Origin of the sequence: Nocardioides sp. (genome assembly GCF_030150155.1) — a bacterium.
Taxonomy (GTDB): domain Bacteria; phylum Actinomycetota; class Actinomycetes; order Propionibacteriales; family Nocardioidaceae; genus Nocardioides.
In genome coordinates this window covers 1-24172 of sequence record NZ_JASLGR010000025.1, presented here as the reverse complement: position 1 = coordinate 24172, position 24172 = coordinate 1, and the positions used below count along the sequence as shown (strand labels likewise).

The following is a 24172-nucleotide window of genomic DNA, read 5'->3' as shown; positions in this document are numbered from 1 at the left end:
GCTCAGCCGCGGGAGGAGTTCGCGGTCCGGCCACGGGTGATGCCGACGAACGCCTGCGTCCGCTCGTCGTCGTTCTCGCGCAGCCAGGCCAGGCCGACGGTAGTCGGCTCCAGGTCGGTGACCTGGCGCTGGACGGTGTCCTTGCGCTGGTAGAGCCGCCCGACCGACATCGGCACCAGGGCGATCCCGGTCCCGGCGGCGACGGTCTCGATCGCGTCCTTGGGCGACATCGGCGGCCACGCGAGCTGCTCGGCCTCCGGCGTCCAGCCGGACTGATGGGGGAGCACCAGCTGCTCGCCGCGCAGGTCCTCGAGGCTGACGTCGTCGGCCGCGGCGATGAAGTGCTCCAGACCAGCCACGGCGACCTGGACCTCGTCGTAGAGCCGGATCAGGTGCAGACCGTCGGTCGGCACGGGCAGCCGGACCAGGGCCATCGTGACCTCGCCCGAGCGCAGCGCGTCGAGCTGGTCCTCCTGGAGCAGCGGGACGAGCTCGATCTTCTCCTTGAACCGGTCACGCCAGGCACGGGCCCACTTGTCGGGGGTGGCGCCGGTGACGAAGCCGAGTCGGAAGGTCATGGACTCACCGTAGCTAAGGGCCCCGGCGCCCGTTAGACGGGCATGAACCTCGTCGCTCACGTCGCCGCTCCGCAGGCCACCCTCCGTGACGCAGCCGTCCTGGGGGCCGCCCATCGCGCGGCCTGGACGATGGGCACCGCGAGGAACACCGTCCGTCCCGTGGCAGGCGGCCCGGTGCCGACCCCGACTCCTGCCCTGGCCGCCACCCTGGTCAGGGCCACCCGGTCCCGCTCCAACGCCGCCGCGGCGCTGCGCCGGCTGGCCGTCGACCCCGGCGCCACCCCGGCCGAACGGGCCCTCGCCGCCGAGCGGGCGGCCCTGCTCGACCGCCACGCCTGCTGAGCGGCTGCGGGAAGTTCCGATCAGTTCGCCGGTGACACTCAGGAGACTCACAGCCCTGCCGATACTCGGACGTGAGCGAACCGGAGGAGCCTGACGCGCTCCCCGCCCACAGCTGGGTCGAGGCCGAGACGACCGACGGCGAGGCGGTGGACGGCGAGGCGGTCGACGACACCCGTCTCGAGTTCGACCGACGCGTCGAGGAGCGGGTCCGGGTGGCACGCTACCCGCACTCCCTCAAGCGGCTCACCCACGCGCCCCGGGAGCTGACCCGGATGAAGGAGCTCGACGCCCAGGCCGCGGTCTGGGTGCCGGTGGTCACCTTCGCCGTCACCGCCGTGTGCGCGATGATCGTCGTCATCCTGGCGACCCAGATCGCCGACGACCCCGCGCGCGGCAAGACCGCCGACCTCGTCGTCGGACTGGTCACCCTGGTCTTCCTCGCCGCGGGCTTCGGCACCCTGGTCAAGTCGCAGGCGTACTTCGACAAGCTCCGCCCCACCGGCCGACTGGTCCGCACCGACCTCGCCGACGCCTACGAGACGATCCGTGACGGCGCCGCGGTCGTCCTCGACCTCGGCGTGATGCCCCAGGCGCTGAGCCGGATCGCGGACCTGCTGCCCCAGGCCGAGGTGCTGCTCGACCTGATCGTCGACGCCGACAACGGCGGCATCCAGATCAAGGGGCACTCCGCCTACGAGCAGCTCATCCGGATGGGCGCCGAGGTCACGGTGCTGACCGACATGGCCGAGGAGCGGCTCGGGCGGCGCTCGATGCGGCGTCGTGACAGGCCCGCGTCGGCCGATCGTGGCGAGCCGCACGTCGTCGACGAGACCCTGACACCGTTCCAGACCCTGGCCGATCTGGCCGAGATGATCGGTGTGGAGATCCCCACACCACGGCAACATCGCGAGCGCGCACCGGACGCGGGACTCTACGGCTTCAGCACACGGAGACCCCCTCGTCATGACTAGAATGGGGGATAAGGGGGTTCCGGGTCTCCGACAGACATTCAGACATGGCAGGTTCGGAGGGTTGCGTGCAACGTCGATGGTGGCACTCGGTGCTGGCGATCCCGGTAGCGCTGGCATTGACCGCCTGTGGTGGCGGTGAGGCGACCTCCTCCTCGACGGGCTCCTCGTCCACGGCCGACCGTGGCTCCGTCACCGCCCTGGACGGCCTGACCGGCTACGCCCAGCAGCTCGCCTCGACCGGCCGCGTCCGGATCGGCGTCTCCTACCAGACCCCCGGCCTGGGCTATCTCGCCCCGGGGAGCAGCGCCCCCACCGGCTTCGAGGTCGAGGTCGGCAAGATCATCGCCGGTGGACTAGGCATCTCGGCGGACAAGATCCAGTGGATCCAGGTCCTCGACAGCGGTCGCGACCAGGCCCTGACCACCAACGCCGTCGACATGGTGATCTCCTCGCTCGCGATGACCCGCAGCGAGGAACAGCAGGTCGGCATGGCCGGTCCCTACTACATCACCGGCACCCAGCTCCTGGTCCGTGCCGCCGACCAAGCCGCGATCAACGCGGCCACGCCCGGCCCCAACGGCAACCCGCGGCTGCGGCGGATGCCGATCAGCTCCGGTCAGAAGGTCTGTGCCGTCTCCGGCTCGACCACGGCCAGCACCCTGGTCCACGAGTTCAAGCAGCAGCCCGTGCTCAAGGCCGCCTACGGCGACTGCGTCGGCCTGCTCCAGCAGGGCACCGTCGCGGCCGTCGCCGGTGACGGTGCGATCGGGATGGGCTACGCCCACTCCTCGGCCGGCGCGCTGGTCGTGGCCGGCGACCCGTTCACCGAGGAGAAGTACGGCGTCGCCTTCCCGAAGGGCATGACCGGGATGTGCGACTTCGTCCAGCGCACCCTGCTGCGCGGCTACAAGGACGGCAGCTGGCTCGAGGCCTTCGACGACACCTTGGGACAGTCCGGTGTCGAGTCGCCGCCGGAGCCTCCCGCCTTCGAGCCATGCTGAGCCAGTCTGAGGCGAAGGCCCGGCTGGGGGTCTTCCCGGTCGCTCCGCTTCAGCTCCAGTTCACCGCCGCCGCCGGGGTCGCGATCCTCGGACTTCTGATCTTCGGAGGCCTCGGCACCGATCAGCGGCTCTCGCTCGTGATCGGCGGGGCGGTCATCGCCGTGTCGAGCATCGTGGCGTACGCCGCTGCCGACGGCCGCGGCCTGTCACCGGCGCTGCTCGTCGTACCGGCGATGGACGTTCTCGGCATCGTGGTGATGACCCGCGAGGTCGCCGCGGCCGGGCTGGAGACGCTGCTGGTCTTCCCGCTGATCTGGCTGGCCACCGCCTATCCGGCCCGGATCGTGAGCGCCGGCTTCGCGGTGATGGTGGCCGCGATCTGGGTGCCGCGCATCCCCGGCATCGCCGGGGGCGAGGTCGGTCTCGGCGCGGTGATGATGGGCCTCAGCGCGACCTGCGCGATGGCCCTGGTCTCCACCGTGATCTGGTGGATCCGGCGCCGCTCCGACGCCCAGCACGCCCTGCTGCAGCGTCAGGCCGGGATGCTGGAGAACGCCTTCGAGCGGACCAGCAAGGGCGAGGAGACGCTGCGCCAGGTGCTCGACGCCGTCGGCTTCGCGGTGCTCAGCTTCGACGGTGCCGGCCACCTGGTCACCGCCAACCGGGCCAGCCGCGAGCTGGTCGCCGGCCTCAACCTGCCGCAGACCTCCGAGCTGAGCACGTTCCCCTTCTACCACGGTGACGGGTACAGCCCGGTGACGCCGGTGGAGAACCCGGTCCGCCGGGCCCTGGGCGGGGAGAACGTCGAGGACGAGCAGTACTGGCTGGGTCACCCCGGCGAGGCCCGGGCAGCGCTGCGGGTCTCCACCCGGGTGTTGCGCGACCGCGCCGGCACCGCCACCCAGGTGGTGCTCGTCGCCAGCGACATCACCGCCGAGTACGAGGCCCTGCAGGCCCGCGACGACCTGTTCGCGTCGGTCTCCCACGAGCTGCGCACGCCGCTGAGCTCGATCATCGGCTACGTCGACCTGGCACTGGACACCCCCGAGCTCTCCGAGGAGGTGCAGGAGCAGCTCGAGGTGGTCTCGAAGAACGCCGATCGGATGCTGCTGCTGGTCAACGACCTGCTCGCCAACCGTGAGCGTGAGGCCTCGGGCACCCTGACGGTGACGAAGGTGCCGATGGACCTCGTCCCGGTCGTGCTCGACTCCGTCGCCGCGATCATGCCGATGGCCCACGACCGGCTGATCACCGTCAACGTCGACCTGCCCACCCGGCTGCCGCTGGTCGGCGACGCGCTCCGGCTGCGTCAGGTGGTCGACAACCTGCTCTCCAACGCGATCAAGTACAACCGTGAGGGCGGCGAGGTCGAGGTGGTCGGCTCCACCCGGCACGACGCCGTCCAGGGCGACCTGATCGAGCTGGCCGTCAGCGACACCGGCCGCGGGATGACCGCCGAGGAGACCCGGCGACTCTTCGAGCGCTTCTACCGGGCGCCGTCGGTGCGTCACACCGCGATCCGCGGCTCAGGCCTCGGCCTCAACATCTCCCGGGAGCTGATCGACCTGCACCTGGGCACGATCAGGGTCGAGAGCGTCCCCGACACCGGCACCACCATGACCATCACGCTGCCGTCACTGGAGGCCGCATGAGCATCGACCCGACGACACTGATCGCGACCGCCGCCGTCGGCGTCGCCCTGGCGTGCTGCCTGTTCACGATCACCACCCTGCAGCGGCACAACGACCGGCCGAACCGGCTCGCCGCCGGTGCGATGCTCGCCACCGTCCTCGGCTTGGCCTGCGGCCCCGCCGTCGGCGCCGTCACCGACGACGGGCTGGGCGCGGTCGACACCGGAGCCGCGAAGGCGACCCTGGTCGTGATGACCGTCGGACTGGTCGCCGGGGCCACCGTGCTGTGGACGGCCACCCAGGCCTTCGCCGGGCGCCGGCCGATGCTCGGACTGGCCGCCGGGGCGACCGCCGTCGCCGGTGTCGCGGCCCTGGCCCTGGCGGCGTCCAGCGATGCCTGGGCCCTGCTCCCGGCTGCCTGCGTCGCCGCGCTCGGCTTCGCCTTCGCCACCGTGGAGCTGCGCCGCTCCTCGATGGCCCACAACCTCAACTCGGTGCTGCTGGAGTCCTCGCTCTGGGTGGCTGCGGGCACCTCGATCGTGGTGGCCTTCCTCACCGGACTGGACCGGATCAGCGTCGCCGAGGGCTGGGCCGGACTGGCGGGGACCTGTGCCGCCCTCACCCTGATCGCCGCGATGACGCTGATGGCCCTGCGGGTGGAGCGCTACGGGAACTGGTGGACGCTGGGGGAGGACCTCGACCGGTCCGCCCTCGGGGTCGACGAGCTCGACGACTTCCTCGGCCAGGCACGGGACCGGATCGACCGGTGCCGCAACGTCGGCCAGCCGGTGCACGTGATCACCACCGCGCTGCCCGGCCTCGACGAGCTCAACCTCGCCTACGGGCATCTGGCCGGCGACGCCGCTCTGCGCTGGGTCGCCGAGCTGCTGCGTCGCCAGGCACCGCCCTCGGCGGTGCTGGGCCACCTCGGCGCCGGCCGGTTCGCGATCGTCACCTCCCGCGAGCCCGAGCTGGTGGCCAACGCCGTCCAGAACGGCATGATGCGGGTCCCCCCGCCGGCGACGCTGCCGGTCCGACTCACCCCCGTCTTCGCCTGGTCCTCCTCCGACGAGGCCGGGTTCGAGTTCGACCTTCTCCGACAGACCGCAGAGGAGCGACTGTCCCATGTCTCCTGAACCCCAGCACCTGCGCGCGCTGCCGACCGAGACCTCGTGGGCCGAGGCGCCGGCGGCTCCGGCGACGAAGCGCCGCCCTACGGTGGGCTGCATCGTGCCGGCGTACAACGAGGCGACGTCCATCGCCGGTGTGCTCGACTCGATGCTCTCCCAGACCCGTCGTCCCGACGCGATCCACGTGGTGGTGAACAACACCACCGACGACACCGCCCGGATCGCGGCCTGGTACGCCGGTGCCCACGAGATGGTGATCAACGGCGAGCGGATCATCACCGAGATCCACGTGCACGACCTCGGCGCGATGGACGACAAGAAGGTCGGGGCGCTCAACTACGGCTTCCGCCTGGTCGACGGGATGGACTACCTGGTCGGCATCGACGGTGACACCACCGCCGACCCGCGGGCCGTGGAGTACCTGATCGACGAGATGGAGTCCGACCCGACCATCGGCGGCCTCTCAGCGATCTACTCCATCGACGACACCGCCATCGACGGCCTGATGGCGAAGTTCCTGATCTGCGGCCAGCGCGCCCAGTTCTCCTCGTTCAACATGCGCAACCTGCTCAAGAAGCGCCAGATGGCGGTGCTCGGCGGCCAGCTCTCGATCTTCTCGATGGAGGCGCTGCACGCGGTCGCCGCCGAGGGCCACCAGATCGAGCCGTGGCAGACCGTCAGCGAGGTCGAGGACTCGCTGCTGTCGCTGCAGATCAAGAGCGCTGGCTACAAGACCATGATCAGCAAGGACGCCCGCGCCAACGTCGGCGGCATGCTGACGTTGAAGTCGCTCGACGCCCAGCAGGTGAAGTGGAACCACGGGTCGATCGACCTGATGTGGCCCGGTGAGCGCAACGGCTACCGGGGCCAGCCCTTCCACCCGAACCTGCGGCTGCGCTGGCTCGACAACATCGCGATGTTCCTCAACGGCCTGACCCGGGTCGGCTTCGGTGTGCTGCTGGCCTGCTCGCTGCTGCTGCACGCGTTCGTCTTCACCCCGCTGTGGCTGCTTCCGCCGCTGCTGGGCTGGGCGCTGAACCTGCGGATCGCCCACAGCATGGGGCAACGGAACAAGTCCGACTATCTCTTCGCCGGACTGTTCTTCCCCGCCGAGTTCTACACCTGGGTCCGGCTCGGGCACTTCGTCCGCGGCTGGTGGAAGTTCTTCTTCAACCGTGCCTCGGACAACTGGGCCGCCCAGGCGCGCGCGGAGTCGGGCCGCGCCGGCAACACGTATCTGCTGCCGCTGATCGTGACCGTGGTCGCCTCCGTGCTCGGCGTCGTGGTCTACGACCTGTTCTTCTCCTCAGCCGTCAAGAGCAACGTACTCTGGGTCGGCTGGCGGGCTCTCGGGGTCATCACCGTGATCCAGACGCTGATGATGGCGTACCAACTCTTCCAGCCGTACAAGGGTTTCAAGGCATGATCACTCGTCGTCTCGCCGCCGCTGCGGCGCTCTGTCTCACGCTCCCGCTGGCCACCGCCTGCGAGGCGATCGGCTCGTCGGGCACCGGTTCGTCGGGGTCGGTCGGCACCGGTGCCGGCGACGAGGTCACCACCGCGGCCGACCCGTACAAGACCCACTCGAAGATCGAGGAGGTGTACTCCGCCTTCACCCGCGACGGCACGTTCGAGACCCACACCTCCTCGACCGGCGTCGACTTCGTGATGACGGTGTACCCGACGAAGGCGACCCCGCGCACCCACGAGTGGTATCCGCGGGGCAACAAGTACTTCACCTTCACCTTCCAGGCCTACGACCTGGACCGGGCCCTGCGCGACCCGTTCCACACCAAGCGCAAGGTCTACCTGTCCCGGGTCGAGATCTCCTCGGCGTCGAACTCGTCGAGCGGCCTGAGCACGGCGCCGTACTCCCTGGACTCCTCGCCGCTGGACATCACCCTCGACCCCAGCCCGCTGCGTTCGGCCAAGTACGGCCAGATGATCACCTCGCCCAAGGGCTCACTCGAGGTCCGCAACCAGGTGATCGGCGACCTGCCCGAGGACACCACCCAGGTCACCCTGGACTTCAAGTTCCACGTCTGGGTGCAGAAGAAGGCCGGCGACAAGACCTACGTGCAGGACACGATCGAAGAGAAGATGCCGATCTTCATCTACAAGAGCGACCAGCCGACCCGGGTCCTCCCGATCGCGATCGACGCCAACTGAGTGTGATCCAGGGGTGATCCCGGCCCGGCCGGGCACCGAGACGACGAGAGGGCCACGACCGTTGCGGTCGTGGCCCTCTCGCGGTGTCGTGGGGGATCAGGCAGCCATCCTGTAGCCGACCCCTGCGACCGTCTCGATCCAGCGCCCCGGCTCGAGGTCGTCGTTGAGCTTGCGCCGCAGTGAGGAGATCTGGCGGTCGATGTGCCGCTTGTCCTGCTCGGTGACGAAGTACGACGTCACGTACGACTCGCCACGGGCGGCGAGGACCAGATCGGCCTTGCTGCGGACCCGACGACCGGTCGACATCAGGGTGCGGAGCAGGTCGAACTCGTCACGGTCGAGGTCGACCGCACGGCCGGCGGCCACCACCTGGCCGGTGCTGACCGTGAGCTCGAGGCCGTTGTAGGCGTAGACGCCCTCGGTGGTCGCGAACGACTGACCGGCGGCCGGCGAGACTGCCGGAGCCTGGGCGTCGAAGGCGACCCCGGCGCGGACCTGCGTGGGCTGCTCGTAGGTCTGCTGCTCGTAGGCGGGACGCTGCGGCGGAGCGGGCCGCTCGTAGACCGGCTGCTGGAACGACTGCGGCACCGGCGCCTCCAAGGGACGCTGCTCGGGAACGTACGGCGTCACCGGGGCCGGCTGCTGCTCGACGTGGACCTGCTGGGGCAGCGGGGTGCGGGTGAAGGCGGGCTGCTGGACCAGCGCCGGGGCGGGCTGCTCGGTCGCCCGCTCCGCGGAGTCGGTCGGGCGGTGCCACAGGCCGTCGTCGGCCTGGCCCTCGGCCTCGGCCGGGTGAGCGCCCCGCGGCCGGCGCAGCAGGCTGGCGATCCGGGCCCGGAGCTCGCGCGGACGGAACGGCTTGGAGAGGTACTCGTCGGCCCCGGCGTTGAGACCGGAGATGATGTCGATCTCCTCGTCCTGGGCCGTGATCATGATGATGTAGGTGTCGCTGAACTCACGGATCGCGGCAGCGGCGGCCATGCCGTCCATGCCGGGCATCGAGACGTCCAGGGTGGTCAGCACGGGCTCGTGCATCCGCACCGCAGCAACGCCGTCCTCGCCGTTGGAGGTGAGGACGGTCTCGAAGCCACTCTGGGTGAGGACGGTGCGGAGGAGGTTCCGCACGTCGGGATCATCCTCGATGATCACGGCAAGCTTGCGCTCAGAAACCATGCTCCAAGCCTAGGCCAGAAATCCTGTCAATCGACAGTTTTGGGGAGGATCTGACTCACCATCCGGCATTCGTCGCGAGTTCGACGGCCCGCTCGGTCCAGAACGTGCCCGCTGCGGGGCCGCCGTGGCAGGTGCCGTCGCTCTCACCGGGGGGCTTGATCCACAGGTGCGCATCGAGGCCGCTGTCGTCGCCGGTCCCGGCCGGGGTCACGCCGAGTGCCTGCCCGGTCGGGTTGCACCAGTCGCCGTTGCCGCCACGCCCGTTGCGGCTGGTGTCGATCACGTAGTGCGTCTCGGGCAGGGTGGTGCGCACCGCGTCGGCGTACGCCTGCTCGGCGGCGTCGCTGCCGTAGCTCGACACGTTCACCGCGAAGCCGCGGGCGCGCTCGACGCCGACCACCGAGAGCATCTGCGCCATCGTCTCGGGGGCGATCCAGGAGGAGTGGCCCGCGTCGACGTACACGGAGGCATGGGGGGCGAGCAGGTCGATCGCCGCCGAGAGCAGCTGCTCGCGCTGCTCGACCAGGTGGCAGGCCTGCGCCGAGGCCAGCGCGTCGGGCTCGAGGACGACGACGGGGGCATCGCGCAGCGATCCGGCGATCTCACGCACCCAGGTGAGGTAGCTGGTGGCGTCCAGGCCGCCCGAGGAGTGCCAGCCGGTGCAGTCGCGGTCGGGGATGCCGTAGACGACGAAGACCGGCAGCTGGCCCGCGGCCTGGGTGATGTCGGAGTCGACGAAGGGGCCGACCTTCGTCACCGGCAGGTTCTCCGGGGTCAGCCAGACCGCCGTGGGGATGTCGGCGATGCGCTGGACCAGCTCCTGGTCGTGGCCGCTCACCGTGGCGGCGGCCTGAGCGGCCTTGGAGTCGGGATCGACCCACAGCTGGCGGCCGGTGAACGGGTTGCCGGTCGGGGGCGCGGTGACGGTGCCGGTCGAGGCCGAGGTGGAGGTGGCCGTGGGATCGGACGAGGTCGTGGTGGAGGTCGAGCCGCAGGCGCTCAGGAGCACTCCGGCGGTGGCCAGGAGCCCGGCGAGAACGTACGTGCGGGGCTGGCTTCTCACGGCGCGATTCTAGTCGGATTCCCCCATTAACACGGGGGATCGGGTCGCTCCGGCGTAGATTGGGCCGGTGATCAGGGGAGGCATGGTGCGGCGTTTCGTCGTAGCAGTGGTGGTGGCGGTCGCAGCGACCTTCGTGCCGGCGGTCGGTGGCACCGTGGCGGGGGAGTCCGTCGCGGCTGGGACGTCGACCGTCTTCGGTGTCGTGCTGGCCAAGACCGGCGGCGCGGTGAAGGTGCGGATCGCCCTGTTCAGCGCCGACTGGACCTACCTGCGTGCGGTGGTCTCGACCAGTGGCGGCGTCTACCGGATGGGCGGCCTCCAGGCCGGCACCTATCACCTGCAGGCCTCCGACACCCGCCAGTCGTGGGACATCAAGCGGCTGGCCCGCACCGACGCCACCTTCACCGTCGGCGCCGGGCAGAGCATCGAGCGCGACGTCGTGATGCGCCGCGGCTCCTTCGTCACCGGCACGGTCAAGGTCGGACGCCCCGCGTCGGTGGGGCGCCGCGCGACGGTGCGGGTGGTCAGCCAGTACGGCGCCTCCTTCGAGACCATCGCCGACCGCGCCGGTCGCTTCGCCGTCGGAGGTCTGCCGGCCGGGCAGAAGTACTCCGTCTTCACCTGGGACCGACGCAAGCAGTGGGCCGGCAAGTCCATCTACGTCGGCGTGCTCAAGGTCGGCAAGGGCCGCAACGTCGCCGTTCGACTGCGCACCCGCACGGGTGGGTACGTCGGTCTCCTGCGGGTCAACGGCCTGCCCGCGACCGGCACCATCTGGGCGACGATGGTCAGCCGCGCGACCGGCCAGTGGTGGACCGCCCCGATCCGCAACGGCGATCTGTCCCGCTTCGTCGGGCTCTACCCCGGCGCTTACATCCTCCAGCTCCCGCGGACCAAGCAGGTGCTGGCACAGAACATCGCCGTCCCGGCCACGCGTGCGGGCCGGCTCCGGCTGGTGCGGCTCGACGCTCGTCCGGCCCCGTTCGAGCCGGTGAAGAACCCCACCAAGGCGCCGTCGTGTCAGGCGACGGGCTCTGCGACCGCGACGGGCTCTGCGACCGCGACTCGTTCCGCCACCGCGACAGGTTCGGCGACGGCCACCGGCTCGGCGACGGCGACTGGGTCGGCCACGGCGACTGGGTCGGCCACGGTGACCGCGACAGCCACCGTGACGGTCACCGTCCCCGCCCGGGTGGTGGCAGCGGCTGCGTGCCCCTCAGCGTCCAGCACCGCGAGTGGCAGTGCGACTGCGACCGGCAGTGCTACCGCGACCGGTTCGGCGACGGCCACCAGCACCGCGACCGGCACGGCGACAGCGGCCGCGAGCTCGCGCTAGACGGCGCTGGCGCCGGCCGGCCCTAGGTCGCGACGCGCGGCGTCAGGACAGGGCATGGTCGTAGTCCGGGAGGTCGAACTTCCGCTCGTAGTAGCCGCCCTTGAAGTCCGAGGGCAGGTTCCCCACCGACGCGATGATCGTGTAGCCACGCTTGACCAGGGCCTTGCGGCACCGGGTCTTGCTCTTCACCAGGCTCTCACCGCTGCGGCGACCGCAGATCCCGGAGATCGAGTAGCCGGCCTTGCGCAGCACGGGGCGCTGCGCCTTGGCGTTGGCGTCCATCCGACCGGTGACGAAGAACGTCTTCACCCCGAGCCGGTGGGCGCGCTGGGCGAACGCGAGGGTGGCCTTGACCGGGCGCGGCCAGGCGTAGTGCGTGGCGATCGAGGTGTTGTCGATGTCGAGCACGATGGCGAGGTTGCTTCCGCCCTGGTCGACCCGGTCGTTGAGGTAGGGGATCGCCGGCTTCATCGCGACAGCGACGTCGTGCAGCCAGACCTTCTTGCTCGGCAGCCGTCCGGCGGCCTGGGCCGGGCCTGCCGTCGTACTGGCAGCGAGAGCCAGGACCAGCAGGACGGTGAGGGTGCTCAGGGCGGCGCGGAGCCGAGACGATCGCATGACTTCGACCATAGAGGATCTGGCCGGACCGCGGCGTGACAGAGCGTCGGACGGTCAGGCTGTGTGCAGGATCCGGCGTCGGAGACCGCAGTGGCGCCCGGAAATCACGAACGGCCCGCCACCGCGAGATCGCAGTGTCGGGCCGTTCGTTTCAACGTGCGCGAGGGGGGACTTGAACCCCCACCCACTATACGTGGACTAGCACCTCAAGCTAGCGCGTCTGCCTATTCCGCCACCCGCGCGTTGATGGTGAAACCCTAGCAGGGGCTGGGCAAAGTGCAGAATGCGGGGCGACGCCGTGGCAAACACTCGGAAGCACCCCGGAAACCATGCCGCGGGCAGGGCTCAGGGGAAGCAAAAAGCCCGTCCTGAGAGACTCAGGACGGGCTCTTCATCGCGTGCGCGAGGGGGGACTTGAACCCCCACCCACTATACGTGGACTAGCACCTCAAGCTAGCGCGTCTGCCTATTCCGCCACCCGCGCGATGCAGATAGAACGTTAGCAGCGCCCGGCCTGCGGCACGAATCGGGGGCCGTTACGGTGGACCCATGTCGTCTTCCGTGTCCGATCCCGCCTCCGGCGCCACTGCTGCCTCCTACGATCCGGCCGCCGAGGTGGTCGATCTGTGCCAGGAGCTGATCCGGATCGACACCAGCAACTACGGCGACGGCTCGGGGCCGGGGGAGCGTCCCGCGGCCGAGCGGGTCGCCGAGCTGCTCGACGAGGTCGGGATCGAGGTCACGCTGCACGAGGGCGCTGCGGGGCGCACCAACGTGCTGGCGCACTGGGGTGGCGACGGCAGCCGTGACGACGTCCTGCTCGTGCACGGACACCTCGACGTGGTGCCGGCCCAGGCCGCCGACTGGCAGGTCGACCCGTTCTCGGGCGAGATCGTCGACGGCTACGTGTGGGGCCGCGGTGCTGTGGACATGAAGGACTTCGACGCGATGGTGCTGAGCCTGGTCCGGGCCCGGCAGCGTGCCGGGGTGGTGCCGAAGCGCCCGGTACTGCTCGCCTTCACCGCCGACGAGGAGGCCGGCGGTCACCACGGCGCCCAGCCGCTGGTGGAGGACCTGCGCGAGCATTTCGACGGCGTCACCGAGGCGGTCGGCGAGGTCGGCGGCTTCTCCACCACGATCCGTGGCCGTCGGCTGTACCTGATCGAGGCCGCCGAGAAGGGCATGGCCTGGATGAAGTTCACCGCCCGTGGCACCGCAGGTCACGGTTCGATGATCAACGGCGACAACGCCGTCACCCGGCTGGCCGGTGCCGTCGCGAGGATCGGCGCCCACGACTGGCCGGTCACGCTGACCCCGACGATGGAGACGCTGCTGGCCGCGGTCGGTGAGATCGCCGGCGTCGAGGCCACCCCGGAGAACGCCGAGGCCCTGGTCGACGAGTTCGGTCCGGCGGCGCGGATGATCGGGGCGACGCTGCGGCAGGTGGCCAACCCGACCATGCTCGACGCCGGCTACAAGGTCAACGTGATCCCGACCGAGGCGACGGCGTACGTCGACGGGCGCTTCCTTCCCGGCCATGAGGACGCCTTCTTCGCCACCCTGGCCGAGCTCACCGGGGAGGGCATCGAGATGGAGTTCCTCTCCCACCAGCACCCGTGGGAGTCGCCGTACGACGGCACCGCCATCGCCCGGGCGATGACCCGCTCGCTGCTGGCCGAGGACCCGGGCGCCGCGGTGGCGCCGTACCTGCTCTCGGCGGGCACCGACGCCAAGCACTTCGGCAAGCTGGGCATCAAGGGCTACGGCTTCGCCCCGCTGCGCCTGCCCGACGACCTCGACTTCACCGGACTGTTCCACGGGGTGGACGAGCGGGTGCCGGTCGACGCGCTCGAGTTCGGTGCGCGGGTCTTCGACCGCTTCCTCGACGAGGTCTGAGGTCAGGCGGTCCGCACGGCGCGGATGATCTTGCGACGCAGGATCACCCGGCGGATCCCGTCGGCCCCGATCCGGACCCGATCCAGGGTCCAGCCACCGGTCTCGGCCTGCTCCACCAGGTAGCGCGTGACCGCGTTGCGCGACATCTCGCGGCTGAGGTGGATGTGGTCGAACTCCCACTCCACCCCGGGTGCAGGCGGTCGACGGTCGACGGCTGCCACGGGCTACTCGGCCGAGACGTCGTCGAGGGCGGCGGCCAGCTCGCGGGGGAGCGCGAGCGACTCCACGGCCAGAGCGGTGTGCAGCTGAGCGGCGGTGCGGGCACCGAGGATCGGGGCGGTCACGCCGGGACGGTCGCGCAGCCAGGCCAGGGCGACCTGGAGCGGCTGCCAGCCGAGGCCGTCGGCGGCCTTGCAGACCGCCTCGACGATGCTGCGGCCACGGCCGTCCAGGTGGGCGTCGACGCGGGAGGCCATGTCACGCTCGGCGCCACGGGAGTCCGAGGGGGTGCCGGTGCGGTACTTGCCGGTCAGCACCCCGCCGGCCAGCGGCGACCAGGCCAGCAGGCCCAGGCCGTTGGCGTCGGCGGCGGGAAGGATGTCGTACTCGGCCTCGCGGGCGAGCAGGGAGTACTGCACCTGGGTGGAGACCAACGGGGTGCGGCCCGAGGCGCGCAGCCAGGTCGCGGCCTGGGCGGTCTGCCACCCGGCGTAGTTCGAGATCCCGATGTAGGTCGCCTTGCCCGAGGAGACCGCATGGTCGAGGGCTGCCAGCGTCTCCTCCAGCGGAGCGTCGTCGGACCACATGTGGACCTGCCACAGGTCGACGTGGTCGGTGCCCAGCCGGGTGAGGGAGTCCTCCAGGGAGCGCAGCAGGTGGCCGCGGGAGGTGTCGACGCTGCGGTGGCCGCCGCGACGGCTGATCCCGGCCTTGGTCGAGATCACGATCTCGTCGCGGGCCACGACGTCGCCGATCAGACGGCCGAGCATGGTCTCGGACTGTCCGTCGTTGTACGCCGACGCGGAGTCGACCAGGGTGCCGCCGGACTCGGAGAAGGCGATCATCTGGTCGCGGGCCTCGTGTTCATCGGTCCCGCGTCCCCAGGTGGCGGTCCCGAGCCCGAGCCGGGAGACCTTGAGGCCGCTGGACCCGAGCGAGCGTTGCTGCATGAAGAGCAACATAGTGCGTGGCATACCCGAAGTGAGAGTGCCACGCCTCTAGGCTGGTCGTCTGTGAACTACTTCGACTCTGTGATCCTGGGAATCGTCGAGGGACTGACCGAGTTCCTTCCGGTCTCCAGCACCGGTCACCTCACGATCGCCGAGAAGATCCTCGGCCTTCCGATCGATGACGACTCCGTGACGGCGTACACCGCCGTGATCCAGATGGGGGCGATCTTCGCGGTCCTGGTGTACTTCGCCAAGGACATCCGCGACATCGTCCGCGGGTGGTTCTCCGGCCTGGTCAAGCCCGAGCTGCGCGGCACCATCGAGCACCGGATGGGCTGGTACGTGATCGTCGGTTCCATCCCGATCGGCATCATCGGACTGGCGGCCAAGGACGTCATCTCCGGTCCGCTGCGCTCGCTGTGGTGGGTGGCCGGTGCGCTGATCGCCTGGAGCGCGGTGATGGTCTTCGCCGAGCGGGTCGGTCGTCAGGACCGTGGCGAGCGCAAGCTGACCATGCGCGACGCGGTCGTGATCGGCCTGGCGCAGTGCATCGCCCTGATCCCGGGCGTCTCCCGCTCCGGCGCCACCATCTCCACCGGTCTGCTGCTCAACCTCGACCGCGTCACCGCCACCCGGCTCAGCTTCTTCCTCTCCATCCCGGCACTCTTCGCCGCGGGCCTGTACGAGATGAAGGACGTGGTCGGCTCCCACATCGGGATCGGCCAGACCATCGTCGGCACCGCGGTCGCCTTCGTCGTCGCGTACGTCGCCGTGGCATGGCTGCTGAAGTTCGTCGCGTCCAACACCATCGTCGCCTTCGTCCCGTACCGCGTCGTCCTGGGCGTCGTGCTGCTCGGCCTGCTGTCGACCTCGGTCATCAGCGCCACCTGAGGCTGAGCGGAACGGCGTGAGCGGTCAGCACAGTCATCACCATCCGGCGGGGCGGTGGCGCCGTCGGGTGACCGAGCGCCGTGACGGCCCGCTGCCACCCGAGCGTGCCGCCTCGCGGCTGGCCGCCTACGTCTACGGCAACATCCTGGTGCTCGCCTCGGTGGCCGTCGCCACCGGACACACGATCGAGAACGGCGAGGCGGCGCTGCTGGTGGTGGGCACGGGCGTGACGACGTACGTCGCCCACGTGTTCGCCGAGCTGGTGGCCCACTCAGCGGTCCCGGACTCCCACCCCGCCGAGCACGCCGGCCCCGAGAGGGTGCGCGAGTCGGTGCTCGACGAGCTGCGCGACGCGGTCCCGATCGCCTCGTCGGCGTTCTTCCCGTCCTTCGTCCTGATGCTGGGCTGGTTCGGCTGGCTGCCCACCGCGCTGGCCGCTCTGATCGCCGGCGGCTCCGTGGTGCTGCGGATGGCCGCGGTCCAGCTGGTCGCCGAGCGCGTCCGTGGTCGCCAGCTCAGCTTCCGGGTCTTCGTCGGCGGACTGATCACGGCAGGCGTGGCTGCGGTGATCGTAGTCGCCAAGGTCGCTCTGGGGCACTGAGCCCGGAGGCGAGACGGTGCTGCCTCAGAGCCAGCCGGACTTGCGGAAGAACCACCACAGCACGCCGACGGACAGCACCATCAGGCCGATCGCGACGCCGAAGGCGGCCCAGGTGCCGTTGTTCGGCCACAGCTGCACGTTCATCCCGTAGACGCCGGCGACGAACGTCGGTACGACGACCAGCGCGGCGCCCGCGGAGATCTTGCGCATGTCGTCGTTCTGCTGAACCGAGATCTGGGCGAGATGGGCCTCGAAGGCCGAGGACAGCATCGACTCGAGCTGCTCGGCGCTGTCGGCGGCCTGGTTGAGGTGGTCGAGCACGTCCCTGAAGAACGGCTGGATGTCGGGGTCGACCTCGGCGACGTTGCCGGCGGCGAAGTTGCGGATCGGCTCGCGCAGCGGCTGCACGGCGCGACGGACCTCGGCCAGCTCACGCTTGAGGGTGTAGATCCGTTCGGAGTCACTGGTGCGGACCGGGGAGAAGACCGAGGTCTCCACTTCGTCGACGTCGATCTGGAGCTCGTTGAGCACCGACAGGTAGCCGTCGACGACGGTGTCGGCCACGGCCCAGATCGCTGCCGAGGGGCCTTGGGAGAGCCGCTCGGGCGACTTCTCCACCTCGTGCCGTGCGGTGTCGAGGCGGACGCCGCGACCGTGCCGCACCGTGATGATGAAGTCGCGGCCGACGAAGAGGTTGATCTCGCCGGTCTCGACCTGGTCGTCGGCGTCGACGTACCAGAGGGTCTTGAGCACCAGGAAGATGCTGTCCCCGTAGCGCTCGAGCTTGGGTCGCTGATGGGCGGTGATCGCGTCCTCGACCGCCAGCGGATGCAGGTCGAAGGCCTGGGCGACCTCGTTCAGCTCGGACTGGCTCGGCGCGTACAGGCCCAGCCAGATGAAGTCGCCCGACTCCGAGGCGCGCTCGCGCAACGCCGCGTACTCGTGCGGGTGGCAGTCGACCTCGAGACGTCGGCCGCCACGGTAGAGCGCAATGTCCACGATCACAGTGCACACGCTAGGACACGCACAGGCGCTGACTAGGCTGGCACGCATGGCCACCGTGATTCTTGTCCGGCACGGACGGAGCACCGCGAACTCCTCGGGTGTTCTTGCAGGGCGCATGCCGGGCGTCAAGCTCGATCCGACGGGGATCGCGCAGGCCCGCAACGCCGCCGACCGGATCGCGCCGATCCCGCTGGCAGCGATCGTGACCAGCCCGATCCAGCGCTGCAAGCAGACCGCCAAGACCATCCTGGACGCACAGGACGCACCGCCGCCGTGGCGTGAGGAGAAGCGCCTGACCGAGTGCGACTACGGCCAGTGGCAGGGTCGCAAGATCGCCGAGCTGACCGGCGAGCCGCTGTGGAAGACGGTGCAGGCCCAGCCCTCGGCGGCGGTCTTCCCCGGCGGGGAGTCGATGGCCGCGATGCAGGCCCGGGCCGTGGCCGCCGTACGCGAGCAGGATGCGGCGGTGAGCGCCGAGGCGGGCGAGAGCGCCGTCTGGGTGGCCGTCTCGCACGGCGACCTGATCAAGGCCGTCCTGGCTGACGCGCTCGGGATGCACCTCGACCTGTTCCAGCGGCTGCACGTCGACCCGGCCTCGATCTCGGTGATCCGCTACACCGAGTCGCGGCCGTTCGTGCTCGCCACCAACACCCACGCAGGCGACCTCAGCTGGCTGGTGCCGCCTGTCAACGCTCCCGCCGAGAGCAGCAACGACGCTGTCGTCGGCGGTGGAGCCGGACCCGGAGAGGCGGCCTGAGATGCCCGTCGTACACCGTTTCGACCAGCCCGACCGCTTCGTCGCGGGCACCGTCGGCGAGCCCGGGGCTCGCACCTTCTTCCTGCAGGCGCGTCAGCAGCGCCGCCTGGTCAGCGTCGCCCTGGAGAAGCAGCAGGTCGCCCTGCTCGCCGAGCGGGTCGAGGAGCTGCTCGACGAGGTCGCCGGCAGCGCCCCGACCGTGATCCCGGCGATGGCGCCGCTGGGGCTGGTGGACAACGAGCCGTTGGAGTCGCCGATCGAGGAGGAGTTCCGCGCCGGCACCATGACGCTGTCGTGGGACCCGTCCATCGCCCGGGTCGTGATCGAGGTCTACCCGTTCGAGGAAACCGCCGTCGACCCCGGTGCCCTGGAGGAGGCCGAAGGGCTCGAGGAGCTCGCCGAGCTGGCCGGGATGGCAGCGGAGGAGGAGGCCGAGCCGAGCGAGGTCTTCGTCGTCTCCCTGGCGGCGGGCCAGGCCCGGGCGTTCGCGCAGCGGGCGCTCCAGGTGGTCGGTGCCGGGCGCGAGGCGTGCCCGTTCTGTGGGGGTCCGATCGACGTCGGGGGCCATCTGTGCCCGCGCGCCAACGGGTTCAAGCGCCGTGACCCCTGAGGGCGTCGACCTGGTCGAGGACGAGCTGGTGCTCGTCGGCCGGGTGCAGGGCGCCTCCAATCACACGTACGTCGGCACCATCGGCGACCAGCAGGTGGTCTACAAGCCGATCGCGGGGGAGCAGCCGCTGTGGGACTTCCCTGACGGCCGGCTGGCCTACCGGGAGGTCGCCGCGGCCCTGATCTCCGAGGCGCTCGGCTGGGACGTGGTGCCGCCGACCTGGTTCCGCGAGGGACCGTTCGGCCCGGGCATGGTCCAGGTCTGGCGCCCGGCCGACCAGGACGCTCGCCCGGCCGTCGACATCGTCGCGGTCGGGAAGGTGCCGCCGGGCTACCTGTGGGTCTTCGACGCGACGGCGTACGACGACACCCCGATCTCCCTGGTCCACGAGGACTCCGAGCTGCTGCGCCGGATCGCGATCTTCGACGTCGTGATCAACAACGCCGACCGCAAGGGCGGGCACGTGCTGGAGCAGCCCGACGGACACCGCTATGGCATCGACCACGGCATCTGCTTCCACCACGAGCCCAAGCTCCGCACGGTGCTGTGGGGGTGGGCCGGTGAGCGCCTCACCGACGCCGAGCTGGGGGCACTGCGGGAGCTGCGCGCCCAGGTCGCGGGCGACCTCGGCGACGAGCTCGGCTTCTGGCTCACCACCACCGATCTGAGGGCTCTGGCCGAACGCCTGGACACCCTGATCGGCACCGCGACGATGCCCAGTCCGGAGCTCGGTCGACCCGCGATCCCGTGGCCGCCGTTCTGAGCTGGACGAGCGCCCGTAGACTGCGGGCCATGCAGCCGTGGAGTGCCCCTGACGTCCCCGCCCTGCCCGTGACTGCCCCGGAGGTCGCGCTGCACGACACCGCGACCGGTGGCTTGGTCCCGGTCGTGCCCGAGGGGGCCGCGCGACTCTATGTCTGCGGGATCACGCCGTACGACGCCACCCACATGGGTCACGCGGCGACGTACGTCGGCTTCGACCTGCTCAACCGCGCCTGGCGCAACGCCGGCCACGACGTGGTCTACGCGCAGAACGTCACCGACGTCGACGACCCGCTGCTGGAGCGGGCGACGAAGGTCGGCGTCGACTGGGTCGAGCTGGCCGAGCGAGAGACCGAGCTGTTCCGCCAGGACATGACCGCCCTGCGGGTGCTGCCGCCGGCGCACTACACCGGTGCGGTGGAGTCGATCCCGCTCGTGATCGACCTGATCCAGCGTCTCCAGGACGCCGGTGCGGTCTACGAGGTCGAGGGCGACCACTACTTCTCCGTGACCGCCGACCCGGCCTTCGGCGAGGAGTCGCACTACTCCCGCGAGGAGATGCTGCGGATCTTCCCCGAGCGTGGCGGCGACCCCGAGCGCCCGGGCAAGAAGGACCCGCTCGACCCGATCGTGTGGCTGGCCGAGCGTGAGGGCGAGCCGTCGTGGGACTCGCCGTTCGGCAAGGGCCGGCCGGGCTGGCACATCGAGTGCGCCGCGATCGCGATGGAGCACCTCGGCGGTGCCTTCGACGTCCAGGGTGGCGGCTCCGACCTGGTCTTCCCGCACCACGAGATGTGTGCTGGCCACGCTCAGGTCGCTGTCCCGGGCACCCCGTTCGCGAAGGTCTACGCGCACGCCGGCATGGTCGCCTACGACGGCGAGAAGATGTCGAAGTCGCGGGGCAACCTGGTCTTCGTCTCCTCGCTGCGCAATTCCGACATCGACCCGATGGCGATCCGGATGGTGCTGCTGCGTCACCACTACCGCTCGGACTGGGAGTGGACCAACGACGAGCTGCGTCAGGCGTTCGACACCGTCGACGAGTGGCGTCGTGCGCTGGCACTCGGCTCGGGTGCTCCGGCGCTGCCGGTGGTCGAGGACGTCCTCGACGTGCTCGCTGCCGACCTGGACGCCCCCTCGGCCGTCGAGCTGGTCCAGGCCTGGGTGGACGCCACCTTGGGCAAGGACGGTCTGGCCGACAACTCCGACCCGACCGCGGCCGTCACGATCGCGAACCTGCTCGACGCCGCGCTGGGCCTCAAGCTCTAGTCCGCCGGCTCACTCGGACTCGTCGCGCCGCTTCAAGTAGCGCTCGAACTCCCGCGCGATCGCCTCACCCGAGGCCTCGGGCAGGTCCGTGGTGTCCCGGGTCTCCTCCAGGGAACGGACGTAGTCGGCGATGTCGGAGTCCTCGGCCGCGAGCTCGTCGACGCCGCGCTCCCAGGCGCGGGCGTCCTCGGGCAGCTCACCCAGCGGGATCGGGGTCTGGAGCAGCTCCTCGATCCGGTGGATGAGGGCCAGGGTCGCCTTCGGGCACGGCGGCTGGGCGACGTAGTGCGGCACCGCGGCCCAGAATGACGCTGCCGGCAGGTCCTCGCCCACGCAGGCCTCCTGGAACACGCCCACGATGCCGGTCGGGCCCTCGTAGGTGGAGACCTCCAGCTGGAGCCGGTCCAGCAGGTCGGGCTCGGTGGAGGTCCCCGAGACCGGGATCGGGCGGGTGTGTGGGGCGTCGGCCAGCAGCGCGCCCAGGGTGACCACCATCGTGGAGCCGAGCAGGCCGAGCATGTCGATCAGCTCGTCGCAGAACTGGCGCCACCGCATCGAGGGCTCCAGGCCGCGGATCAGGATGACGTCGCGGGGCAGGTCGGGCGGGGAGGCCAGCCAGATCCGGGTGGTGGGCCAGGTGATCCGGCGGATCCCGTCGGGACCGCTGCCGACCATCGGACGGTTGACCTGGAAGTCGTAGTAGTCCTCGGGGTCGATCTCACCGACCAGGCGGGCGTTCCACACCGAGATCAGGTGGTCCACAGCGTTGGACGCGGCGTCGGCGGCGTCGTTCCAGCCCTCGAACGCGGCGATCACCACCGGGTCGACCAACGCTCCCTCACCCAGTGCCGCACGCTCGAACTCGATCACCACTCCAGCCTAGTGGCGAGACGATTCCCCCGGGTGTGAAGGGGAGTGGGAGGATTCTCAGGTGACGTACCGCCCCGATGCCACCGCCGATCTGACCACGACCCTGCGCCAGCGGATCATGGTGATCGACGGAGCGATGGGGACGGCGATCCAGCGTGACCGCCCCGACGAGGCCGGCTACCGCGGGACCCGGTTCGCCGACCACGGCACCGACCTGATCGGCAACAACGACCTGCTCACGCTGACCCAGCCCGACATCATCGCCGGCATCCACCGTGAGTACCTGGCCGCCGGGGCGGAGATCGTGGAGACCAACACGTTCAACGCCAACGCGGTATCGCTGGCCGACTACGACCTGGTCGAGCTGGGCTACGAGCTCAACTACGAGGCCGCCAGGCTGGCACGGGCCTGCGCCGACGAGTTCGCCACCCCGGACAAGCCCCGCTACGTCGCCGGAGCGATCGGCCCGACCACGCGGACGGCCAGCATCAGCCCCGACGTCAACGACCCGGCTGCGCGCAACGTCTCCTACATGGAGCTCGTCGACGCCTACCTGGTCGCGGCACGCGGCCTGGTCGAGGGCGGCGCCGACATCCTGATGGTCGAGACCATCTTCGACACCCTCAACGCCAAGGCCGCGCTGTTCGCGATCGAGACGCTCTTCGAGGAGACCGGCCGGCGCTGGCCGGTGATCATCTCCGGCACCATCACCGACGCGTCGGGCCGGACCCTGTCGGGCCAGGTCACCGAGGCGTTCTGGGACTCCGTGCGGCACGTCAAGCCGCTCGCGGTCGGCCTCAACTGCGCCCTGGGTGCCAAGGAGATGCGGCCCTACATCGCCGAGATGTCCCGTGTCGCCGACACCTTCGTCTCCTGCTACCCCAATGCCGGCCTGCCGAACGCCTTCGGCGAGTACGACGAGGCGCCGGTCGAGACCGCAGCGCAGATCCACGACTTCGCCTCCTCCGGGTTCGTCAACCTGGTCGGTGGCTGCTGCGGCACGACCCCGGCGCACATCGCCGAGATCGCCACCACCGTCGACGGCCTCACCCCGCGCACCCCTCCCGAGGTGCCGGTCGCGATGCGGCTCTCAGGGCTGGAGCCGTTCACGATCACCGACGACAGCCTCTTCGTGAACGTCGGCGAGCGGACCAACATCACTGGCTCGGCCCGGTTCCGCAACCTGATCAAGGACGGCAACTACGACACCGCCCTCCAGGTCGCGGCCCAGCAGGTCGAGGCCGGCGCCCAGGTGATCGACGTCAACATGGACGAGGGCATGATCGACGGCGTTGCGGCCATGGACCGCTTCACCAAGCTGATCGCGTCCGAGCCCGACATCAGCCGGGTGCCGGTGATGATCGACTCCTCCAAGTGGGAGGTGATCGAGGCCGGGCTGCGCAACGTCCAGGGCAAGCCGATCGTGAACTCGATCTCGCTCAAGGAGGGCGAGGAGAAGTTCATCGCCCAGGCGCAGCTGTGCAAGAAGTACGGCGCCGCCGCGGTCGTGATGGCCTTCGACGAGGACGGTCAGGCCGACAACCTGGAGCGCCGCAAGCAGATCTGCGCCCGCGCCTACGACGTGCTGGTGAACAAGGTCGGCTTCCCGGCCGAGGACATCATCTTCGACCCGAACGTGTTCGCCGTCGCGACCGGCATCGAGGAGCACGCCAACTACGGCGACGACTTCATCGAGGCGACACGCTGGATCAAGCAGAACCTCCCGGGCGCCAAGGTCTCGGGCGGCATCTCGAACGTGTCCTTCTCGTTCCGCGGCAACAACCCCGTCCGCGAGGCGATCCACGCCGTCTTCCTCTACCACGCGATCAGCGCCGGCCTCGACATGGGCATCGTGAACGCCGGCGCGCTGATTCCCTACGACCAGATCGACCCGGAGCTGCGCGACGCGATCGAGGACGTCGTGCTCAACCGCACCGACGACTCGGTCGCCGCCACCGAGCGGCTCCTCGGGCTCGCGGAGAAGCACCGAGGCACCGGCGAGGAGGAGGCCCAGAAGGCGGAGGAGTGGCGCTCGCTGCCGGTCGGGGAGCGGATCACCCACGCCCTCGTCAAGGGCCTGGACGGCTTCGTCGAGGCCGACACGGAGGAGCTGCGCGTCGAGATCGCGGCCCGCGGCGGGCGCCCGATCGAGGTCATCGAGGGCCCGCTCATGGACGGCATGAACGTCGTCGGCGACCTGTTCGGCGCGGGCAAGATGTTCCTGCCCCAGGTGGTGAAGTCGGCGCGCGTGATGAAGCGCGCGGTCGCCTACCTGATCCCCTTCATCGAGGAGGAGAAGCTGGCGAACCCCGAGCTCGCCGGCGCCGACA

At 70.2% G+C, this 24172-nt stretch carries 24 protein-coding genes and 2 tRNA genes; 16 read left to right on the top strand and 10 right to left on the bottom strand.

Features of this window, described 5'->3' with window-relative positions; genetic code table 11:
• Nucleotides 1–2: 2 nt before the first annotated feature.
• Nucleotides 3–578, bottom strand: coding sequence for a LysR family substrate-binding domain-containing protein (locus Q1V88_RS06380; protein WP_300679444.1), 576 nt, complete (start codon nt 576–578; stop codon nt 3–5).
• Between the two features lie 42 nt (nt 579–620).
• Between Q1V88_RS06380 and Q1V88_RS06375 the strand changes: the two genes are divergently transcribed.
• The 7 genes from Q1V88_RS06375 (at nt 621) to Q1V88_RS06345 (ending at nt 7822) form a co-directional block, all read left to right on the top strand.
• A complete protein-coding gene (locus Q1V88_RS06375; protein WP_300679443.1) occupies nt 621–920 on the top strand; it encodes a hypothetical protein in 300 nt (99 codons plus the stop codon).
• Between the two features lie 71 nt (nt 921–991).
• A complete protein-coding gene (locus tag Q1V88_RS06370) occupies nt 992–1891 on the top strand; it encodes a hypothetical protein (RefSeq protein WP_300679440.1) in 900 nt (299 codons plus the stop codon).
• Between the two features lie 65 nt (nt 1892–1956).
• The gene (locus Q1V88_RS06365) at nt 1957–2892 is read left to right on the top strand and encodes a transporter substrate-binding domain-containing protein (protein WP_300679438.1); all 936 of its coding nucleotides are present in this window, start codon (nt 1957–1959) and stop codon (nt 2890–2892) included.
• Nucleotides 2886–4544: a cell wall metabolism sensor histidine kinase WalK gene (locus Q1V88_RS06360; protein WP_300679435.1), complete on the top strand. Its 1659-nt coding sequence runs from the start codon at nt 2886–2888 to the stop codon at nt 4542–4544. Before Q1V88_RS06365 ends, Q1V88_RS06360 begins: the two co-directional genes overlap by 7 nt.
• Entirely contained in the window at nt 4541–5659 is a 1119-nt protein-coding gene (locus tag Q1V88_RS06355) for a diguanylate cyclase (RefSeq protein ID WP_300679432.1), read from the top strand. The genes Q1V88_RS06360 and Q1V88_RS06355 overlap by 4 nt, the downstream gene beginning before the upstream one ends.
• Entirely contained in the window at nt 5649–7079 is a 1431-nt protein-coding gene (locus Q1V88_RS06350) for a glycosyltransferase family 2 protein (RefSeq protein WP_300679429.1), read from the top strand. The genes Q1V88_RS06355 and Q1V88_RS06350 overlap by 11 nt, the downstream gene beginning before the upstream one ends.
• Nucleotides 7076–7822, top strand: coding sequence for a hypothetical protein (locus Q1V88_RS06345; RefSeq protein WP_300679426.1), 747 nt, complete (start codon nt 7076–7078; stop codon nt 7820–7822). The genes Q1V88_RS06350 and Q1V88_RS06345 overlap by 4 nt, the downstream gene beginning before the upstream one ends.
• A 96-nt stretch (nt 7823–7918) precedes the next feature.
• Here the strand turns inward: Q1V88_RS06345 and Q1V88_RS06340 are convergent, their stop codons facing one another.
• Both Q1V88_RS06340 and Q1V88_RS06335 read right to left on the bottom strand, forming a co-directional pair.
• A complete protein-coding gene (locus Q1V88_RS06340) occupies nt 7919–8995 on the bottom strand; it encodes a response regulator (protein WP_300679424.1) in 1077 nt (358 codons plus the stop codon).
• Between the two features lie 55 nt (nt 8996–9050).
• Nucleotides 9051–10058 (bottom strand): glycoside hydrolase family 6 protein, encoded by a 1008-nt coding sequence (locus Q1V88_RS06335; protein WP_300679420.1) that lies wholly within the window; start codon nt 10056–10058, stop codon nt 9051–9053.
• 67 nt (nt 10059–10125) lie between these two features.
• Here Q1V88_RS06335 and Q1V88_RS06330 point away from each other — a divergent pair, with 67 nt between their 5' ends.
• Entirely contained in the window at nt 10126–11394 is a 1269-nt protein-coding gene (locus Q1V88_RS06330) for a carboxypeptidase-like regulatory domain-containing protein (RefSeq protein WP_300679417.1), read from the top strand.
• 42 nt (nt 11395–11436) lie between these two features.
• Here the strand turns inward: Q1V88_RS06330 and Q1V88_RS06325 are convergent, their stop codons facing one another.
• The 3 genes from Q1V88_RS06325 to Q1V88_RS06315 all read right to left on the bottom strand — a co-directional run bounded on the left by Q1V88_RS06325 (nt 11437) and on the right by Q1V88_RS06315 (nt 12496).
• Complete coding sequence (locus Q1V88_RS06325) at nt 11437–12012, bottom strand: HAD family acid phosphatase (RefSeq protein WP_300679414.1); 576 nt, start codon at nt 12010–12012, stop codon at nt 11437–11439.
• A 157-nt stretch (nt 12013–12169) separates the two neighbouring features.
• Nucleotides 12170–12254, bottom strand: a tRNA-Leu gene (locus tag Q1V88_RS06320).
• 157 nt (nt 12255–12411) lie between these two features.
• Nucleotides 12412–12496, bottom strand: a tRNA-Leu gene (locus Q1V88_RS06315).
• A gap of 65 nt (nt 12497–12561) precedes the next feature.
• Between Q1V88_RS06315 and Q1V88_RS06310 the strand changes: the two genes are divergently transcribed.
• Nucleotides 12562–13908: a M20/M25/M40 family metallo-hydrolase gene (locus tag Q1V88_RS06310; protein WP_300679411.1), complete on the top strand. Its 1347-nt coding sequence runs from the start codon at nt 12562–12564 to the stop codon at nt 13906–13908.
• A gap of 2 nt (nt 13909–13910) precedes the next feature.
• On the opposite strand, the gene Q1V88_RS06305 is transcribed toward Q1V88_RS06310, so the two are convergent.
• Complete coding sequence (locus tag Q1V88_RS06305) at nt 13911–14129, bottom strand: DUF5703 family protein (protein WP_300679408.1); 219 nt, start codon at nt 14127–14129, stop codon at nt 13911–13913.
• A gap of 3 nt (nt 14130–14132) precedes the next feature.
• Complete coding sequence (locus tag Q1V88_RS06300; protein ID WP_300679405.1) at nt 14133–15077, bottom strand: aldo/keto reductase; 945 nt, start codon at nt 15075–15077, stop codon at nt 14133–14135.
• A 63-nt stretch (nt 15078–15140) separates the two neighbouring features.
• On the opposite strand from Q1V88_RS06300, the gene Q1V88_RS06295 reads away from it, so the two are divergent.
• A complete protein-coding gene (locus tag Q1V88_RS06295; RefSeq protein WP_300679403.1) occupies nt 15141–15968 on the top strand; it encodes an undecaprenyl-diphosphate phosphatase in 828 nt (275 codons plus the stop codon).
• Between the two features lie 67 nt (nt 15969–16035).
• On the top strand, nt 16036–16569 hold the full coding sequence (locus tag Q1V88_RS06290) for a hypothetical protein (protein ID WP_300679400.1): 534 nt from the start codon (nt 16036–16038) through the stop codon (nt 16567–16569).
• Nucleotides 16570–16593: 24 nt separating this feature from the next.
• Here Q1V88_RS06290 and Q1V88_RS06285 read toward each other — a convergent pair whose 3' ends face one another.
• Nucleotides 16594–17574 (bottom strand): magnesium and cobalt transport protein CorA, encoded by a 981-nt coding sequence (locus Q1V88_RS06285; RefSeq protein WP_300679397.1) that lies wholly within the window; start codon nt 17572–17574, stop codon nt 16594–16596.
• A 46-nt stretch (nt 17575–17620) separates the two neighbouring features.
• Here Q1V88_RS06285 and Q1V88_RS06280 point away from each other — a divergent pair, with 46 nt between their 5' ends.
• From Q1V88_RS06280 to mshC, 4 genes are read left to right on the top strand one after another with little or no spacing between them, the layout of a single operon-like run.
• Nucleotides 17621–18331: an MSMEG_4193 family putative phosphomutase gene (locus tag Q1V88_RS06280; protein WP_300679394.1), complete on the top strand. Its 711-nt coding sequence runs from the start codon at nt 17621–17623 to the stop codon at nt 18329–18331.
• Nucleotide 18332: 1 nt separating this feature from the next.
• Nucleotides 18333–18941: a DUF3090 family protein gene (locus Q1V88_RS06275; protein ID WP_300679391.1), complete on the top strand. Its 609-nt coding sequence runs from the start codon at nt 18333–18335 to the stop codon at nt 18939–18941.
• Nucleotides 18931–19704, top strand: a complete 774-nt coding sequence (locus Q1V88_RS06270; protein WP_300679390.1) for an SCO1664 family protein — start codon at nt 18931–18933, stop codon at nt 19702–19704. Before Q1V88_RS06275 ends, Q1V88_RS06270 begins: the two co-directional genes overlap by 11 nt.
• 29 nt (nt 19705–19733) lie before the next feature.
• Nucleotides 19734–20972 (top strand): cysteine--1-D-myo-inosityl 2-amino-2-deoxy-alpha-D-glucopyranoside ligase, encoded by a 1239-nt coding sequence (gene mshC, locus Q1V88_RS06265; RefSeq protein WP_300679387.1) that lies wholly within the window; start codon nt 19734–19736, stop codon nt 20970–20972.
• Nucleotides 20973–20981: 9 nt separating this feature from the next.
• On the opposite strand, the gene Q1V88_RS06260 is transcribed toward mshC, so the two are convergent.
• On the bottom strand, nt 20982–21842 hold the full coding sequence (locus Q1V88_RS06260; protein ID WP_300679383.1) for a PAC2 family protein: 861 nt from the start codon (nt 21840–21842) through the stop codon (nt 20982–20984).
• 118 nt (nt 21843–21960) lie between these two features.
• Between Q1V88_RS06260 and metH the strand changes: the two genes are divergently transcribed.
• Nucleotides 21961–24172: methionine synthase (gene metH, locus Q1V88_RS06255; protein ID WP_366914063.1), on the top strand; the 2212-nt coding region annotated here is incomplete at its 3' end.

Bases quoted from the DNA above. Each gene is read 5' to 3' on its own strand.
- Q1V88_RS06345 (WP_300679426.1), top strand. From the start codon at position 7,076: ATGATCACTCGTCGTCTCGCCGCCGCTGCGGCGCTCTGTCTCACGCTC.
- Q1V88_RS06355 (WP_300679432.1), top strand. From the start codon at position 4,541: ATGAGCATCGACCCGACGACACTGATCGCGACCGCCGCCGTCGGCGTC.
- Q1V88_RS06280 (WP_300679394.1), top strand. From the start codon at position 17,621: ATGGCCACCGTGATTCTTGTCCGGCACGGACGGAGCACCGCGAACTCC.
- Q1V88_RS06310 (WP_300679411.1), top strand. From the start codon at position 12,562: ATGTCGTCTTCCGTGTCCGATCCCGCCTCCGGCGCCACTGCTGCCTCC.
- Q1V88_RS06350 (WP_300679429.1), top strand. From the start codon at position 5,649: ATGTCTCCTGAACCCCAGCACCTGCGCGCGCTGCCGACCGAGACCTCG.
- Q1V88_RS06300 (WP_300679405.1), bottom strand. From the start codon at position 15,077: ATGCAGCAACGCTCGCTCGGGTCCAGCGGCCTCAAGGTCTCCCGGCTC.
- Q1V88_RS06325 (WP_300679414.1), bottom strand. From the start codon at position 12,012: ATGCGATCGTCTCGGCTCCGCGCCGCCCTGAGCACCCTCACCGTCCTG.
- Q1V88_RS06340 (WP_300679424.1), bottom strand. From the start codon at position 8,995: ATGGTTTCTGAGCGCAAGCTTGCCGTGATCATCGAGGATGATCCCGAC.
- Q1V88_RS06380 (WP_300679444.1), bottom strand. From the start codon at position 578: ATGACCTTCCGACTCGGCTTCGTCACCGGCGCCACCCCCGACAAGTGG.
- mshC (WP_300679387.1), top strand. From the start codon at position 19,734: ATGCAGCCGTGGAGTGCCCCTGACGTCCCCGCCCTGCCCGTGACTGCC.
- Q1V88_RS06275 (WP_300679391.1), top strand. From the start codon at position 18,333: ATGCCCGTCGTACACCGTTTCGACCAGCCCGACCGCTTCGTCGCGGGC.
- Q1V88_RS06375 (WP_300679443.1), top strand. From the start codon at position 621: ATGAACCTCGTCGCTCACGTCGCCGCTCCGCAGGCCACCCTCCGTGAC.
- Q1V88_RS06360 (WP_300679435.1), top strand. From the start codon at position 2,886: ATGCTGAGCCAGTCTGAGGCGAAGGCCCGGCTGGGGGTCTTCCCGGTC.